This window comes from Arthrobacter sp. FX8, from assembly GCF_026723805.1.
GTDB lineage: Bacteria > Actinomycetota > Actinomycetes > Actinomycetales > Micrococcaceae > Arthrobacter.
Window position 1 is genome coordinate 1201854 of the sequence record NZ_CP113505.1, and the last position, 18184, is coordinate 1220037.

Annotated in this window: 9 protein-coding genes; 8 read left to right on the plus strand and 1 reads right to left on the minus strand. The window is 61.9% G+C overall.

What is annotated here, in order from left to right; genetic code table 11:
* Positions 1-56 precede the first annotated feature (56 nt).
* The 4 genes from OUO20_RS05455 to OUO20_RS05470 all read left to right on the plus strand — a co-directional run bounded on the left by OUO20_RS05455 (position 57) and on the right by OUO20_RS05470 (position 2665).
* A complete protein-coding gene (locus OUO20_RS05455; RefSeq protein ID WP_268002984.1) occupies positions 57-701 on the plus strand; it encodes an AAA family ATPase in 645 nt (214 codons plus the stop codon).
* The gene (locus OUO20_RS05460) at positions 647-1663 is read left to right on the plus strand and encodes an ATP-dependent nuclease (protein WP_268002985.1); all 1017 of its coding nucleotides are present in this window, start codon (positions 647-649) and stop codon (positions 1661-1663) included. The genes OUO20_RS05455 and OUO20_RS05460 overlap by 55 nt, the downstream gene beginning before the upstream one ends.
* Positions 1664-1686: 23 nt before the next feature.
* Positions 1687-2094, plus strand: a complete 408-nt coding sequence (locus OUO20_RS05465; protein ID WP_268002986.1) for a hypothetical protein — start codon at positions 1687-1689, stop codon at positions 2092-2094.
* 358 nt (positions 2095-2452) lie between these two features.
* A complete protein-coding gene (locus tag OUO20_RS05470) occupies positions 2453-2665 on the plus strand; it encodes a hypothetical protein (RefSeq protein WP_268002987.1) in 213 nt (70 codons plus the stop codon).
* Between the two features lie 145 nt (positions 2666-2810).
* Here the strand turns inward: OUO20_RS05470 and OUO20_RS05475 are convergent, their stop codons facing one another.
* Positions 2811-4259 (minus strand): hypothetical protein, encoded by a 1449-nt coding sequence (locus tag OUO20_RS05475; RefSeq protein WP_268002988.1) that lies wholly within the window; start codon positions 4257-4259, stop codon positions 2811-2813.
* A gap of 1580 nt (positions 4260-5839) precedes the next feature.
* Between OUO20_RS05475 and OUO20_RS05480 the strand changes: the two genes are divergently transcribed.
* The 4 genes from OUO20_RS05480 (at position 5840) to OUO20_RS05495 (ending at position 18175) form a co-directional block, all read left to right on the plus strand.
* Complete coding sequence (locus OUO20_RS05480) at positions 5840-9739, plus strand: SpvB/TcaC N-terminal domain-containing protein (RefSeq protein ID WP_268002989.1); 3900 nt, start codon at positions 5840-5842, stop codon at positions 9737-9739.
* Positions 9740-12495: 2756 nt separating this feature from the next.
* Positions 12496-13179: an RHS repeat-associated core domain-containing protein gene (locus OUO20_RS05485; RefSeq protein WP_268003387.1), complete on the plus strand. Its 684-nt coding sequence runs from the start codon at positions 12496-12498 to the stop codon at positions 13177-13179.
* Entirely contained in the window at positions 13176-13502 is a 327-nt protein-coding gene (locus OUO20_RS05490; RefSeq protein WP_268002990.1) for a hypothetical protein, read from the plus strand. Before OUO20_RS05485 ends, OUO20_RS05490 begins: the two co-directional genes overlap by 4 nt.
* A gap of 545 nt (positions 13503-14047) precedes the next feature.
* Positions 14048-18175, plus strand: a complete 4128-nt coding sequence (locus OUO20_RS05495) for a Tc toxin subunit A (RefSeq protein ID WP_268002991.1) — start codon at positions 14048-14050, stop codon at positions 18173-18175.
* The last annotated feature ends 9 nt before the right edge of the window (positions 18176-18184 follow it).

Below are 18184 nucleotides of genomic sequence, written 5' to 3' on the forward strand. Positions count from 1 at the left end.
CGAGTGCTATCTGGGCGGTATCGGCTTCAGACGCTCAGGCGGTAGCGCTGACTAGGGTGAACGAGCTTGCTCATGGCGGTTCCGATTCCAATTGTGGAACATTTGCTTTACTAACCGACACGATTCATACATCTCAGGCAAATGACAATTCAGGCGGCAGAATGAACATCATGCGTCTCAAATCAGTCAGAGTCCAGCTCTTCCGCAACGTCGTCGACAGTGAGGAAATCGATATTGATCCCCAAGTCACCTGTTTTGTAGGAAAGAATGAAAGTGGTAAGACCGCCCTTCTTAACGCTCTGTACCGCCTCAACCCGGTACACACGTCGACTACGTTCCAGGCCAGCAAGGACTACCCACGTTGGCGCCTTTCCAAAGACAGGAAAGCCGGTGATATCGATGATGCTGTGCCGGTTGCGGCTGTCTTTCATATCGAAGAGGCTGATCGTGATGCAGTTGTGGATGCATTTGGTGAGGGCGTGCTCACGGCCGATACTTTCGCAGTCAGCAAGTCTTATAGCGGTGACTCCATCCTCGAATGCTCCGTCGATCATGAACGAGCTCTGAAGAACGTCTTCGAGACTTTGGAAACCCCCAAGTGTTACGCGAAGTATTGGCCGGCAAAGGCTTGGCTGGAGTCAAAAAGTTGGCCGACGGACTTGAGTCACCGGAAGACGGAGATTGGAGCGCAGAGGATCTAGCCAGTGTTCTGAAGGAAGCGGCAGCTCTCCTGAACGGGAACAATACGCAAGGTGCAGTAGCAGCCCTTCTTGAAAAACGTTTACCAAAGTTCTTCTATTTTTCCGACTACCAGGCGCTTCCGGGCCGCATCGACATCGCCCAGCTTCAGGGTGCCGATATTCCCGGTGAAACCGGGATCCAAACAGCGAGAGCGCTACTCAAGCTCGCCTCAACTGACGCTGCGTCGCTCACTGAGGAAGAATTTGAGGACCGCAAAGCGGAACTCGAAGCAGTGAGCAACGAATTGACCGAGGAAGTATTGGAGTTCTGGAAACAAAACACGGACTTGTCCGTAGAGATCGATCTTGACAGGAAAACGGTCCCCAACGGCTACAACGGCCAGACCGCCGTCGCTCAATTCCTTGATGTCAGGGTGAGGGATGCCCGCCATGGTTTCACCAATAATTTCGATCAGCGGTCCAGCGGCTTCAAATGGTTTTTCAGCTTCCTCGCTGCGTTTAGCGAATTCGAAGACTACGAACACGGTGTAGTCGTCCTTCTCGACGAGCCGGCTCTCACTCTGCACGGACGAGCTCAAGCGGACTTTCTGCGCTACATTGATGAAAGACTTGCCACAAGCGCCCAGGTCATATTCACTACTCACTCGCCGTTCATGGTGGATCCCGCGAAACTCGACAGGGTGAGGATCATCGAAGACAAGGGGGCAAAGCGAGGATCCGTGGCAACACGCGAGACCTTGGCTGTGGGAGTCGATTCCTTGTTCCCTCTTCAGGCTGCCCTGGGCTACGACATAGCCCAAAATCTCTTTATAGGCCCAAACAATTTAGTAGTCGAGGGGACAAGTGACTACACGTATCTCTCGTTGCTGACAGATCATCTACAGTCCCTCAACAGAGAAGGCCTTGACGCCAAATGGCGCATACTCCCGGCGGGGGAGCCGCGAACATACCGTCGTTCGTAGCCCTGATCGGCCAGGGATTAGATGTGACAACGCTCGTTGATGGTGGGCCGTCTGCCCAAACCAAACTGCACAATCTTGCCGACCGAGGACTTCTTGAGAAGAATCGCATCTTCGTAACGGATCAATTCACTGACGGTGTCTCACCCTCGGACATTGAGGACTTGTTCGACGAAAAGGACTACATCCACCTCTATAACCTAGCCTTCGGTGTGAAGCTCACCGAAAAGGGAACTCCAGGAGCGGACAAGATAGTGGCCAGAATCAGCAGGGCGAACAACAAACCGTTCGTGGACCACGGCCGGCCCGCTGACTACTTACTTCGCCACAAGCTGGTACAACTACCAAAGCTGAGTGAAACCACCTTGAGCCGGTTTGAGAACCTCTTCAAAGCGATCAACAAGACGCTCAACTATTCAGAGACAACTAGTTAAGAGATCGGTCGAGGGCGACTGATGCGCAAGTCGTCTGCACTCGTGTCCTAGTCTGCACGGTTCGCTCCTGAGAGCGCGCGTCGTCAACTCGTCTCCGTAGCTCAGCGTGATGATGTTGCTCGCCGCAAGGTGCCTATCGCTCTACAATCGTCCATTTCCTCACGCGCTTCTGACAGGCAGAACGCTTTGCTTTTCAGACGAATACGCGGGGACTTCCTTGTCTAAGTGTTATGCCGTCCGACAACCATTCCAGAACCAGGCGGCTCTAACACTCCTCGGTGGCAGTGGCGAACAGTGCTCTAAGAGGCTTGTTCTTCATGCTCAAGTTATGCCGGAGCTACCGAGTAGCATCAAACGAGTGAATGAATTTGTGAAGTGGCTGAGCGAGCAGTTCAGCAATATCCTTGCTGTAATCGGCATTGCTTTGGCCTTTTTGGTTCCATGGTTGCTGAATCGAAGATCAAGCGAGTTTGGCAATTGCGGAGCCGTACCTCCATTTTGTCAGCCGTTGGCGGCATGGCTGTTCAAATTACCAACCATAGAGGATGGCAGGCGGAGTACCCCTTTTTGAGCGTGATCAGGTTCGGCAACCGCGGTAAAGGAAGAAAGAGCCCCAAGAACTGCACATTCGCTCTCCGCGTAGCCCCTAAAGCATGGCGAGGCCAGTTGCACTGACCAGTAAGTCAGTAATGGCAGGTGCTCCCCGGGTGAACTATCTACAATGTTGAGGCCGACTTCTTTGTACTTTTTCGGGCATCAACAAAAACCGGAATAATTCTAACCCCGGCATCATCTGAAAGTTTCGCGCAACTCTCCTGAACTCGCTTGCGTTGGTGCGGCTTAAAATCTTCGTCAGTGAAGCCAATCGCTAAGTATATTCCGAAAGAGATGCGCTCAGACTTGAGATACTGAGGTAGTTGCTTTTCCGTACCCGAATAAAACTTGGAGCTTTTAATATATTTCACCTCAAGAAGGACGCGGTTTGCCCATCCATGAGAGAACTTGAAGTCCACTGGGCCTCTACCTGTATCCACTTCTCGGCTCATGTCGACGTCGGCAGTCTCACAACTGCTACGCCACATCGAATCCGCGGCCACTTGGCATATTTTTTCTTCCCGATGAGTTCCATCATCGTTCCATAAAAGCCTCCAAGCTTCAGTTTCTTCGACTGCATGCTTATACGCCTCAGCCAAGTTCTGGACCCAGGATTCAAAGGCACTTTGCTCGTTGGGCTGAATATTGAGTTTTTGGCGATCAGTATCCGTCACAAAGGTGGCAACATTGTTCTCGAATCTCCGCGCCTCCTTTTCTATGAGAGTATTGACAGCTTTAATAACCTTCGGCCTCATGGCATTGAGTGTTTGGCCAAACATCTGAGGGAGGTCCCGATCTGCGAACTGTCGCGAGAAAAAGGCGGTGTTTAGTACATCAGGAAGAGGCAGACCCCCGATTGCGTCAGGTTTGTTCACTATCCTCGCGCACTCTAAGAGGGTATTCTGAAGGTTGTCGAATCCCTTTTCGCCCGGCACTGCAGAGTAGGGGAAGCCCGACCGTGTGGAGGCGCCAGACGCCAGGAAGCGCAACAGCTCATAAATTGAATGCAGGCGCAGTATATGAATGCGTAGGGCGCGAATCAGGGTTCGGTCACCAGTCGTGCGACGACCACCCCACAGTACATGGATCCGGAGATTGCCTCCTCCGGGAACACTCGTATCGTGGCTTGCGAGTTGAATATGGGTACGCTCGACTTTCTCGCCCCGCATCCACTCGGGGATCGTACAGTCGAGCCCCGGTGCCTCCACTACCGCGGTAACCCACCCAGAGCCCACAAGACCATCGCTGGCTCGTTCTATGGACGTCTGCCTTGCGTAGTGTTGTGCCAGCGGCTTGCCGAGTCTGATAAGGGGGTTCTCCTCGGAGCGAAGACGGACAGGCAGGGCCGCGCCGGCGCTTACGAGCTGAACCAACTCGCCAATTTCAACCGGCTTATTCCGCGGATACACAACGTCGTAAACGCCCGACGGGTTGATCTGGAGCGCGATATCGACGTCCAAGAGCGCATTCGATTTTTCAAGGCCGCGCCACGCTCGTTTTCTGATGGAGTGCACGCGATTTTCGACGTTGAGGCGATTGAGGGCATGGACGTTGGACGGCGGAAAGGTCAAAGTTCGATCAAGGTTCCCGAACGAAGACTCATATGTCCAAGGCTGACTCGCGGGCGTCGTCCGTGCTTGTAAGCGGCCCATCCCTCGAATAAAGCTTCTCCCGTCCCAAACGGCCGGGAGCCGCAATGCACCTAGCGTGTGGGAATCTGAGACAAATTGGCGGGCGTCTAGGAGGGGTACGCGGTAGGTAGCAAGCACCGCTGGAGTCTACCGCGTGCCGTGAATTTGACGCACTTCTCCTTTGCACGAGGTCGGGGAGAAGGCTGGTCGAAACTATGACGCCCACGAGGAGTACGTCTACTCCGGTGGCAACGGTCCTGGGACGTCTATACGAACAATTTACGGGAGTTGGTCTGAGGGATCAAACGCTATATGCACGGACGACGTGAACGATCTCCGCAAGCGGTCGAAAGGTAGCGTACTGATGCGCCCCTATTGGTTCGCCCCTATTAGTAGGGAAAACCTGTGATGAAGCCCTGGCTGCGGTGATAGGAAGCGAGTAGGGCGCCAGTTACGGCATACGTGAAGTTTTTCGACCCTGGGTCCAAGGTGCCCAAACCTGTAAGACTCAAGCCCGCAACAACAGTTACCGCTACCGTCCCTAGTGACACGACAAAGACGCGTGCGGTTGAACGAAGCCTCTCAGCAGCTTCCCGCCAACGAGATGCAGGAAAAGTACCCTAAGGCGTCTCCTTAGCGTCAGACATCAAAACTCTTCGTCTCGGTCCTTCCGTTTGCGGAGATAATCGACATTAAGTCCCTTATCGTCGCTGCTTCCGCCCGATGGCCACGTGAACCCGGTCTTCGCCGGAGGGATCGGCTTTTCGTCTATTTCTGGTGGCCGGAGGACAAGGACAAGGCTGTCGCCCGGCCCGCGCTCCATGATCGACGCCTGCCCCCTCTAGTCTGAGCCGTCGTATCGTACCGGCATCTCAGCTGTTATTAGCTCAACTCGCGTTACCGAAGCGTTACTGCCTGTCGTTGCATTGGCTGAAGATTTCAAGGCTCGCTCGCAGTTAGGCCAAACGCGGTTCACCACGGTTGTCTGCACAGTGCTTGGACGCGTGTAATGATCTGTCTATTCGTCTGAATCGATGAAAGCGCGCGCCTCGGTCTCGGTAGCGAATCCGTGCTGGGAAAACACCCCAACGTACACTCCGTCAGACGCATCAATTAGGCTGCCACCGCTACACGCCTGTCCATGCAGGTCGCCACTGTCCGGCTCGGCGCCCGATATGACCAGATCCACGCCATAATTCCAGACTAGGGGGGCCCACCGGCATAGAGGTCATCGCGTCGAACGCCGGCCAGTAGATCAGCCCTCTACCAGACGCAAAAGAAAGTCGCAGATTTCATCGACGAAGCCGAACGCCTCACAGCAAAGAAGATGGAGGCTTGATTTTGACCAGCAACATCCTGGAATAGGACGCCAAGTGGTATGGAAGGCAATCAGGATGCCGAGGACTTGTCCTCGATTTACTCAGGGCGCATGAAATCGTGGATGAGCAGGACATCAATGTTCAAGGCTGTCGGCATGCTCCGTAACGCCTCAGTAACGGTCGCTTGGCAACCTCTGATCTATGGTCGAATGGCAGGAGCATCCGAACGAGGCTGTGGGCATCCAGCACGGAGCGTTCCGCCCGTCGTCCGGCGCTGCATCGACCCTGTCCTCATCGCCTTTCACCCCTCCCACCATCTCGCTGCCCAAAGGCGGCGGCGCACTTCGCGGCATAGGCGAGAAGTTCTCGGCGAACCCGGCTACGGGGACCGGGTCGTTCAGCCTGCCCGTGTCGGTGAGCCCGGGGAGGTCCGGTTTCGGGCCTGAGCTGGCCCTTACTTACGATTCAGGTGCGGGGAACGGAATATTCGGGCTGGGCTGGAACATCGGGTTGCCTGCCATTGCACGCAAGACCGACAAGGGATTGCCCAAGTACGACGACGCGTCGGAGTCGGACGTGTTCATCCTCTCCGGCGCAGAGGACTTGGTTCCTGCCTTCCGTCTGACGGACACAGGCGATGTCGTTTGGGACGGCCACAACCGGCCGGTCCCCGACGCGGAGGATCGCGGCGGTTATCACATCGTGCGGTACCGACCCCGCACCGAGGGACTGTTCGCGCGAATCGAACGCTGGACAAAGGACGATGACCGGACCGAAGTCTTCTGGCGCGCCATCACACGCGATAACGTCACGTCCTTCTACGGTCTGGACCGCAGCTCGCGCATCTTTGACCCGGACGACGAGGCGCATATTTTTAGCTGGCTTATCTGCGAAAGCTGCGACGATAAGGGCAACGGCATTCAATACGAGTACAAGGAGGAAGACGGCAAAGGCGTGGACGTGGCACTGCCGTACGAACAGCACCACCGGGCGACAGCCTGCGCGACCCAGCGCTACATCAAGTCCATACGCTACGGCAACGTGGTGTCGCGGCTGCACCCCGAGCCACCCGCCGACTGGCACCAGGACTGGCTCTTCGAGGCCGTCTTCGATTACGGCGAGGGGCACTATGCGGACCTGCCGCTGGACCAGGGGACACCCGCGGACGAACAGCACCGGTTCAGCCAGGCCTCAAGAAGTAGCCAGGGTGAATGGCCCGTCCGCCCAGACCCCTTCTCCACCTACCGCGCCGGCTTCGAGACCCGGACGTACCGGCGCTGCCACCGCGTGTTGATGTTTCATAGCATCCCGGAGCTTGGTGCCGAGCCGTACCTGGTGCGTGGACTGGAACTCGGGTACGCGGATTTCGATTACACGGATGAGTCGACCACGGAGGAGGAGCTACAGCACGCGGGTAGCACCCGGTTTGCATCGTTCCTCATGTCGGCGACCCAGCACGGCTATGAACAAACCGGCCCCCAAGTCACCGCCGGCGCCCACCAGGAACGCTACCTGCGCTACCTCAGGCAATCGATGCCGGCAGTCACCTTCCGCTACAGCAAGCCCATGATCGACGCCGAAATCCGTACCCTTGACACGGCGAGCGCCGCGAACCTGCCGGTGGGGCTCGGAGAGGAGTACCACTGGGTCGATCTGGACGCCGAGGGCATTGCCGGCGTGCTGACCGACCAAGGCGGCGCGTGGTGGTACAAGCGCAACAAGGGCGGAGGCAGGCTCGAAGGGGTTGAACTGGTGGCCCGCCGGCCCGCGACAGGGTTGCGCGGTGGGCGGCAGCTCCTGGACTTGGCTGGCGACGGCGCGTTGGATCTCGTCGAGCTCAGCGGCGGGGCCCCGGGCTTCTACGAGCGCACGGAGGACGGGGACTGGGCGCCGCACCGCAGCTTCAGCTCGCTGCCCAACCTCCGCTGGGATGACCCGAACCTCCGCTTCATCGACCTGGACGGCGATGGCCATGCCGACGTGCTGATCACGGAGCAAGACGCGTTCACGTGGCACCCGTCGCTGGCCGAGGAAGGTTTCGGGCCGGCGCGGCGGGCCGTCCAGCCGTTTGAAGAGGAATACGGGCCCCGCCTGGTGTTTGCGGACGGGACGGATTCGGTGTTCCTGGCGGACATGTCGGGCAGCGGGCTGGCGGACCTGGTACGGATTGCCAACGGCGAGGTGTGCTACTGGCCCAACCTGGGATACGGCCGCTTCGGTGAGCGGGTCCTGATGGACAACGCTCCGTTATTCGATCACGACGATCAGTTCGGGCAACAGCGCGTCCGGCTCGCGGACATCGACGGCAGCGGTGTCACCGACATCGTCTACCTCGGACGGGACGGCACGTACGTCTACTTCAACCAGTCCGGCAATCGCTGGACCGATGCGTTGCCGGTCACGCACTTCCCCTTGGGGAACAACACCTCCTCGGTGTCCACGGCGGACCTCCTGGGCAATGGAACGTCGTGCCTGGTATGGTCGTCACCGCTGCCAGGGGACGCGCAGACGCCCCTTAAGTACATCGACCTGATGGCGGGCGAGAAGCCGCACCTGCTGGTCGAGGTCCAAAACAACCTGGGCGCGGAGACGACCGTCCATTACGCCTCCTCCACCCACTTCTATCTGGCGGACCATGAGAAGGGCACGCCGCGGATTACCCGGCTGCCCTTCCCCGTTCATGTGGTCGAGCGTGTCGAGACCATTGACCGGGTGAGCCGGAACCGCTTCGCCAGCCGTTACGAGTACCACCACGGCTATTTTGACGGCGTAGAGCGCGAGTTCCGGGGGTTTGGGCGCGTCGACCAGTACGACACCGAGGCCTATGAGCTGTTGGAGCAGGGTACGGGTGCATCGGCAGCGCGGAACCATGAAGCTTCCGCGCATGTGCCGCCCGTATTGACGCGGACATGGTTTCACACTGGCGTCCGCCCTGACCGCGGCCGTATCTCGCAACTTTACGCGGCGGAGTACTACCGCGAGCCGGCGCTGACCGACGACGAGGCCGCCGCGCGGCTGCTCGAGGACACGCAACTTCCGCCCCAGCTGACTCCCGACGAGGAGCGGCAGGCATGCCGCGCGCTGCGCGGGTCTATGCTGCGGCAGGAGGTGTATGCGCTGGACGGGTCGGAGGAGCAGGGCTACCCCTTTGGCCACCCGTACATGGTGATCGAGGAAAATCTCTCCATCCGGTTGGTGCAGCCTCAGGAAGCCCACCGCCACGCAGTGTTCCTCACCCACCCGGCTGAGGCGATCAGCTATCACTACGAGCGCAACCCGGCGGACCCTCGAGTGATGCATACGCTGACAATGGAGGTGAACAATTTCGGCCAGGTCACACGCTCGGCGAGTATCGGTTACGCGCGGCGGACCTTGGACCCGGATCTCGGACCGGAGCTGCCCGTCGAGCAGCGGCAACTCCTGGCCACCTGCACCGAAACCATGTACACGAACGCCCTCACCGTTGCCCTGACGACGCCGGACGGCCACCGCACGCCCGCGCCGTTCCAGGTGCGGACCTACCATCTCACCGGCCTGACTCTCCCGGAGAAACAGGTGCGGCTCACCCTCGCACAGGTGAAGGATGCGGTTGCGGACGCGGACGGCTTGGACTACGAGGAGCCACCGACCGACGGGCGGCTTGAGAAGCGCCTCATCGAGCAGGAGCGCATGCGGTACCGCAAGGACAACCTGGGCGGTCCGTGCGGCTGGGGGAGCTTCAACTCCGGGCGCTGCCCTTTGAAACTTACAGGCTCGCTTTCACGCCGGGACTGCTGGGTCGGATCTACCAGCGCGGAGTGGACGGGACGGTCGAGAACCTGCTGCCCGAACCCGCAGCCGTGCTGCCGGTCAATGCGAATGCTGCAGGAAACACTGCAGCAGGGCGGGGAGGGTATGTGGACCTGGACGGGGACGGCGCCTGGTGGATCCCCACCGGCAGGCTGTTCTACAGCCCGGGTGCCGAGGCCACTCCCGGGCAGGAACTCGACCATGCGCTTCGCCACTTCTTCCTGCCTCACCGCCATCGCAACCCCTTTCACACGGCCGGAACGCCGACCGAAACGACCGTGGCATACGACTCTCACGACCTCCAGACAGTAGCGACGATCGATGCGCTGCAGAACACGGTGAGTGCGGAGCCGGACTACCGCGTGCTCGCCTCGAAGGCGCTCGCCGATGCGAACGGTAATCGGTCCGCCGTGGCGTTCGACGCGCTCGGCATGGTGGTCGCGACCGCGGTCATGGGGCAGGCGGCCGCGAACCCGCGTGAGGGAGACGAGCTTTCGGGATTCGCCGCCCATCTGGCCGCGGAGAACGTGCGAAAGGCGTTCGCCGACCCGATGGCCAACCCGCACGCGTTGCTCGGAAAGGCGACGACGCGCCTCGTCTACGACCTTTTTGCCTACGAGCGGACCCGGGGAGACGCCCAGCCCGCCCCGGCGGCCGTGTACGCGCTGGTCCGGGAGACGCATGAGAGCGATCTCGAAGGCGGCGCGAAGACCAACGTGCAGCACGCCTTCTCGTACTCAGATGGGTTCGGCCGAGAGATCCAGAAGAAGGTCCAGGCGGAGCCGGGACCCGGACCCGTTCGCGACGCCGCGGGCAGGATCGTCGTCATAGGCGGACGCCCGCAGATGACGGGCGGGGATATGTCCCGGCGTTGGGTGGGCAGCGGCTGGACCGAATTCAACAACAAGGGCAAGCCGGTGCACCAGTATGAGCCCTTCTTCTCCGACACGCACCGGTGCGATTTCGAGGCGCGCATCGGCGTAACGAAAACGCTGTTCTACGACGCCGTCGGGCGAGCCGTCGCCGTGCTCCACCCGGACCATACGTACGAGAAGGTCGTCTTCGACCCGTGGCGGCAGGTGAGCTACGACGTGAATGACACGATCGCGAAGCGCAACCGGCAGACCGGCGACCCCCGGACAGACCCGGACGTGGCGGGGTTCCTGAAGCGCTATTTCGAGCGCGAGGACCCAGACTGGCAAACTTGGCTGGCGCAGCGGCAGGGCACGGCCGTGAGCGCGGCCGAAGCCGACGCGGCGGCCAAGGCAACCGCACACGCGGACACACCGACGACCGGATATCTCGATACACTCGGGCGCACCTTCCTGACCCGTACGCACAAGGGTTTCGACGGCGACGGCCACCCCATACGTTTCGATACGCGTCTCACTCTTGATATCGAGGGCAACCCGCGCGCCGTGACCGATCCGGAAGGGCGCACGGTGATGACGTATGACTACGACATGCTGGGCAACCGCACGCGGCAGTCCAGTATGGAAGCGGGCGAGCGATGGGCCCTGGGTGACGTGGCAGCCAGCACGGTCCGTGCATGGGACAGTCGGGGGCACAACTTCAGCACGGAGTACGACGCGCTGCGGCGGCCGGTACGGCAATTTGTCCAGGGGAGCGGGGCCGCGTCCGACCCTGACACGCGTGGCGGGCTGGTGCTGTGCCAGCAGACGGAGTACGGCGAGGGGCAGCTCGACGCCGTGGAAGGCAACCTGCGCGGTCGTGTGTTCCGGGCGTTCGACGCGGCAGGCACCGTGACGCACCGTTACGATTTCAAAGGCAATGTGACCGGCCAGGTGCGTGAGGTGGCGGCGGGCTTCAAGACCGCGATCAATTGGGCCGCGCCGCAGCCCCCGGGCGAACGGTTCATTGCGGCCACACGGTACGACGCCCTCAACCGGCCCATCCAGATGCTCGCGCCGCACCTCGACGGTGCGGCGGCGAAGCGCAGCGTCGTGCAGCCGGTGTACAACGAGGCGAACCTGTTGGAGAAGCTGCGCGTCTGGACCGGCCGCGCGGCGGACCCGGACGGGCTGCTCGACCCGGACACCGAACCGTCCTCCGCTGTCGGGGTGGAGGACATCGACTATGACGCCAAAGGCCAACGGACGCTCATCGCGTACCGCAACGGTGTCACCACGAGATACAACTACGATCCGGATACTTTTCGGCTGATCCAGCTCTACACCCGGCGCGGTCCGGCGTTCACCGACGACTGCGGCGGCGATCCACCCCCGCCGCGGACCGCCGCTCCCGAAGTGCCCCCGGCCGGCAAGCCCTGCGGGCTGCAAAATCTGCATTACACCTATGACCCCGCCGGCAACATCACCCGCATAAGGGACGACGCCCAGCAGACCGTCTTCTTCCGCAACCGGATCGTGGACGCGTCCAGTGACTATACCTACGACGCGCTCTACCGGTTGGTCCAGGCCCTCGGCCGCGAGCACGTCGGCCAGGCGGGCGGCCCCGGTTTCCCGCACAGGTATAGCGATCTGCGGCGCAAGGGCCTGCCCCACCCGGGCGACGGCGACGCCATGGGCCGCTATTGCGAGACGTACGAGTATGACCCGTCCGGCAATATACGAGCGATGAGGCACCATCAGGCCTGCCCGGGCGCTGTTTCGTGGGCGCGCACCTACGCCTACGACGAGGCCACCCAGCTGGACGACCGGGATGCGGACGGCGTGCTGCGGCGCAGCAACCAGCTATCCGCCTCGACCGTCCTGGGCGACACGGAGACCTACAGCGCCAGCGGTGACGGCTACGACCCGCACGGTAACATGCTGCGCATGGCCCCGTTACGGGAGCTTGCGTGGGATTTCCAGGACCAACTCCGAATCACGGGACGCCAGGCGATCAACGCCGAGGACGTGGAGGGGACGGCGCGGCACGGCGAGCGGACGTATTACACCTACGACGGGGGAGGGCAGCGGGTCCGGAAGGTCACTGAAACCGCGGGCGGCGCGCTGAAAGAGGAACGACTCTACCTAGGCGGCTTCGAGATCTACCGGCAACATTCGGGGCAGGATGCCGGGCTGGTGCGCGAGACGCTGCACGTCATGGACGACAAGCAGCGGATCGCGCTCGTGGAGACCCGCGGCGACGTCGACGACGGGACACCGGCGCAGGCAATCCGCTACCAGCTCACCAACCACCTCGGGTCCGCCAGCCTCGAGGTGGACCAGCAGGCGCAGATCATCTCGTACGAGGAGTACGCGCCGTACGGTAGCACCACCTACCAGGCCGTGCGCTCGGACGTGGAGGTGGCAGCCAAAAGGTACCGGTACACGGCAAGGGAACGGGACGAAGAGAGCGGACTCAACTATCAATCCACCCGTTACTATCGCACGGACCTTGGCCGCTGGACGGCAGCCGATCCGGCTGGTCTGGTGAGTGGTGAAAATCTGTATGTCTATTCGAGGAATAACCCAGTTGGCTTTCGTGATCCCGGGGGCATGCAGGAAGAGAATGCGTTGGCACCGGGAGTTGGGCTGACGTTTAGCAGCCGAGGCTTGACATTAGGGCCTGTAAACCAGCCGGGTTACTGCGACGAGCTTAATCCGTCCTGCCAAGGCTTCACTATCCCGTTGACAGCTCAGAATTCGCAGGTCCGTATGTCGGTGGCGATTGGGGCAACCGGACCGTTGACTGCTACGGGCAACGCGCAAGGAGATGGCTCGGGAACCCCGACACCGGCGGCGCCCCCGACCGCACCTTCTGGAGTCGAGGAGGGGGCACCTTGATCGGTGGAGGCCTAGCTGCGGGGATCGGTGTCGCAATCCTTGCCAGCAACCCTGTCGGCTGGTTGGTTCTTTTGACAGGCGCTCTGGCACTGTCCGCCGGAATTGCAGGCACGGCCATTGGTACCGGCCAGTTAGCGATTTCGTACTCCGGCCAGACAACCGCGCAACAGGACGAGGAGCTGAACCGTGCGTCTTCAACAATGATGATGTTTGCGGGTTCTCCCGGAGGGATGTTGGGAGGTACTGCAGGCGCCCTCTACTACCAGAATGACGAGGGGTGCGCCGAGGCGCATTTCTCGGCGGTCTCACAGAAGCCGGAGTGACTTTGGCCTCCAGTTCTGGCCGCATGCTGTTACGTGAGGTCGAGTTCGGAACGGCCGCCAACAGTAGTTGGAAGGCGGTGCGCAGCGAGATTCAGGACGTCTACGGCCTTGGCGACGCAGCGGGCCGCATGAGGTCAAACCCACTGTTCTACCGAGGAGTCGAACGCATTGAGCTGTCACACTTCGTTTCTCAGCGCTCGACGAAGGGGTATGAATGGTTTTAATCGTCCCTGGAACGTAACGCCGGTCTGGGCCACTGAGCACGCGATGGTCGATGCTTACCGTTTCCAGTTCATGTCACAGGCATTCAAGAGTGCCTATGCCGGACAGCAATTGCAGGGACTGCAGCGATACCTGCAGTTGGCGCCGCCATGGATGCTCCAATCCGGCTACGGGATGTCTCGCGGAGGGCAGTCGGGGCTTGAATACTACCTCGCGCCGAGTCGTGAGTAGTCGACGCAACCATGAGCGCGCAGAAGCTTGCACGATATCGACGGTTCTCCGAGTTCCGGACGTGATTTACAAAAAATGAGGTGGCGTAAACCATGAACAGGATCACCTTCGACCTGGTCCCCGGTATGGACGGCCCGGAGGTCGCCGACCTGCAGAACGGGCTCCGGCTGATGCTGGAGGCCAACAGCCTGGACCTGTCCGAGCGGGAGCGGTTGGCCTTCCTAGAACGCCTGCGCCCCGAGCGGCAGGCGGCAAAATACGGCGACATCACTGCCAAGCTCGTGGGCCTCTTCCAGGAGCGTAACGGGATACCTGCAACCGGTGAGGTGAAAAAGGACACGGCCAGCGCCATGAACGAGGTTCTGGCGGAGCTGGGCGCGTTCGAGGGGCAGCCCGTACGGACCCGGGTTTACGTCATCGCCGGCCAGGTGACGGACCAGGACGGCAACCTGTACGCCGGGCTGCAGGTCTCGGCGTTTCACACGGACGACGCCGGGTCCATCCGGCTGGGCCTGGACCGGTCCGACGGGGCCGGGCGTTATACCATCCGGTTCGACGAACTATCCGCCGTGCCGCAGATCGTGCTCGTGGTCGAGGCCGCGGATGACCACGGCGCCATCGTGGCCAGGTCCGACCCGCAGCCCCTGGGCCATCTGATGGTGCGGCTCGACCTGTTCGCGCAGCGACCGGACGCGCCCGCGGCCCAGTGCAGGGTCGACGGGCGCATTGTGCTGGACAACGGCGCGCCGGCAACCGCCCTTGGCATCCGCCTCTACCGCCTGGATTTCGGCGCCCAAGCTGCGCGGCTGCAGTCAGGCAACACGGGTGCCGCCGGGGATTACTCGCTCCCGTTCGATGCGAACGACCGGTCGGTAATGCTCGAGGTGCGGGCAGCGGCGCCCGGAGGTGGGGAAGTGCCTTTGTCCAAGCCGCTCGCCGTCCCGGCAGGGACGCAGGTCCTGCGGGCCGACCTTGTTGCCCCTGCAACCGTGCAGGCTGCCGAAGCGGAGTACAGGCGACTCGTGGCGGCGCTGACTCCCCATGTGGGTCAGTTGGAGCGGCTGGCCGACGCCCGTGAGAACGCCCAACAGCGTGACCTGACCGCGCTGAACGCCGCGACCGGGTGGGATGCACGCCTGATTGCCGTGGCAGCCACCGCCCAGAAGCTGGAGCAGGACCCTGAGGTAAAGCTCAGCGGGGAAGCGCTCTACGGGCTCTTCCGCGCCGGGCTGCCGCGCGACAAGCATATGCTGGCGCAGGTCGAACCGGAGGATGTCGGCGTCGCGCTCAAGAACCTGGCCGACAACGGCATCGTCGCCATGACAGGGCAGGACATTGACCAGTTCAAAGGCAAGTTCGCCGAATTCGCCAGGGAGGTGCGGCTGGCCATCCCCGCTCCGGGGTCTCAGACGTCCTACGCCGAGTTGCTTAAGGCTGCCCGGGTTGAGGGGGCGGGAGATGCATTCGCCGGCGTTTTTCTCAAGCACCGCGGCGACCCTGCGGGGCTGTGGAAGGCAGCGCGCGAGGCCAAGATCCCTGACGAGGCCATCAGCAAGCTGCAGTGGCAGGGCAAGCTGGCTTTCCTGGCGAACAACAGCGGCAAGGTCACCGAGCACCTCATGAGCAAGCTGGAGGGCGAGCCGGTGGCGGCGGGTAAGCCGGCCGAGTTGAAGAGCCCTGCACATTTGGTGTCCCTGGACCTGTACGACGCCGAGAGGTGGAAGGCTGAGGTGCGAGGCCTGGCGGCAGACGATGCAGCGCTGGCCGCGCTGGTCCCCGCCGCGTACGAGGGCAAGACGGTGGACGACCGGTTGGACGCGTATGCGGCGGACATGGCGCGCAAGATCCGCATTAGCTACCCCACCGAGGTCGTGACCCGCATGGTGGAGACGGAGAAGATCAAGCTGGACGGCGCAAAAGATGCCACGGTGAAGCTGTTGCAGGCCGCCGCGCCGCAGGGCTTCACGATGGGGCGTACCCCCGTCGAGCGGTTCCTGTCCGCGGGAATGACGCTGCCCCAGGGCATGGCGCAGTCAGACGTCGATCTCGCGAAGCAGGAAATCAAAAAGCTCCAGCGGGTGTACCAGATCACGCCCACCAACGAGTCCATGCCCGTGCTGAAGGAGCTGGGTCTCGACTCTGCGTTCGACATTACTGCGCTGGCGGAGAACGACTTTTACCGCGTGTTCGACAGGAAGTACTTGGAGTTATACGGGGAGGAACCCGCCGAGGCGGTGAAACGGCTGGTCTGGCGCAAGGCGCAGCAGGTCAGCAGCATGACGTACAACATTTTCGGGGTGGCGAGGAAGCTGGCCACCGACCTTGCCGTGCCGGCTGTATCCGGTTCTACGCGGCGCCGCGATGAAGACCGCCACGGGCTCAGGGAGGCGCTCAAGGGCTACCCGACGATGGAGGAGCTCTTCGGGTCGATGGACTTCTGCGAGTGCGATCACTGCCGCTCCGTGCTGAGCCCGGCCGCCTACCTGGTCGACCTGCTGCAGTTCGTGGAGGCGGAGCCGCAGCCGCGCGCCAACTTCCTCAAAGCCTGGGAGGAGAGCAACGGGAAGACGTACGCCGGCATGGGCTTCCTCGATCCCTACGAGGCGTTGACCAGCCGGCGGCCTGACCTGCCGCACATTCCGCTGACGTGCGAGAACACCAACGTCGCGCTGCCCTACATCGACGTCGTCAACGAGATCCTCGAATACTACGTCGCGACAGGCGGGCTGGCGAAGGACGCGGCCCACGACACGGGCGACGCCACCAGCGCTGAGCTGCTGGCCGAGCCGCAAAATGTCATCGCCGAGGCGTACCGGGAGCTGTTGGGCGAAAAGTACCCGCTCGCGCTGCCCTTCGACCTGTGGCTGGAGACCGTGCGGGAGTTCTGCAATTATGCAGAGACACCGCTTCACCGGGTCCTTGAGACGCTCCGCACGTCCGAGGACTTCCTGCCGGCGGCGCCCGGGTACGGCTGGGCCGGCATCTTCATCGAGTCCCTGGGGCTATCCCCGGCCGAGCGCGCCATCTTCGCCGACGGGGACCCGCTGGCCGCGTGGTGGAAGCTTTACGGCTACGACACGGAGGAAGAGGCCACCGCCGAGGCCACGCAGAACGGTCAGCGCGTCGACCTTAACTCGGCCAAGGCCCTGTCCCGGCGGCTGGGTGTGACGTACAAGGAGCTTGTGCAGCTCGTCAAAACGACGTTCGTGAACCCAAACCTGGCCAGGCTAGGTGTGCTCTACAAGCTACCGGCGAGCATCGCGGAACTACAGACCTTCCTCAAGCCGGAGAACCAGACGTTCCTGTCCACTAACGAGGACCTCCTCGGCAAGGACCTCACTCCCGCGCAACAGGCACGGGTCAAGGCGCTGACCAAGGAGGAATGGGCCCTGCTCACCGACCTGGGCGGCTTTGCGGACCGGGTTCAGGCGTACGCGGATGAGTTCAAGGAGCCGGTCGGGGACGTGATGGCGGGCCTGGCGGGCCTCGCACTCGATGGCGTCCTGGTCCTGGCAGACCCCGACGCGGGCTGCAGCTTTGATGCGACGATCCTGCGCTACGCGGACGGCGACCCGGCGGGCGGCGACGTGTTCTTGCGGCTGAACGTGTTCGTGCGGTTGTGGCGCAAGCTGGGCTGGAGCCTCGCCGAGGTCGGCCAGGCGCTGGTCACCTTCATCCCCGCGGACGAGCCGTTCGCGGAGGGCCATTTTGACAAGAAGCCCCTCGAGACGGCGCTAATCTACCTCGCGCACCTGAAGGCGCTGGATGAGCGGCTCAAGGTGGGCCAGCCGAGCCGGACACGGCTGCTCACGCTCTGGACGGACATCCCGACTGAAGGCAAGAACTCGCTCTACGCCCAGCTCTTCCTCACCCGCAGCGTGCTCAAGGCCGACAAAATCTTTGACCACCCGCAGGGCCACTACCTCGCCGAGGACTGGGTGGCCAAGCAGGGCCAGGGCAAGCCCCTGGAGTTCGTGCTGGTCAAAGGACACCTTCCCGCGATCCAGTCCGCGCTCGGACTGACCGCGGCCGAAGTGGCAGAGATCCTGGCGGATGCCAATGAGCCCCTCGGGAGCGCGAAGCTGACGATCGCCAACCTCTCGGTGCTGCACCGCTACGGCATGCTGGCGAAGGCGCTCCGCGTCTCCGTCCACGGCCTCATCACCCTCAAGGCGCTGTCCGGCAGGCACCCGTTCAAGCCGCTGGCAGCGACGCCCTGACGGGGCTGG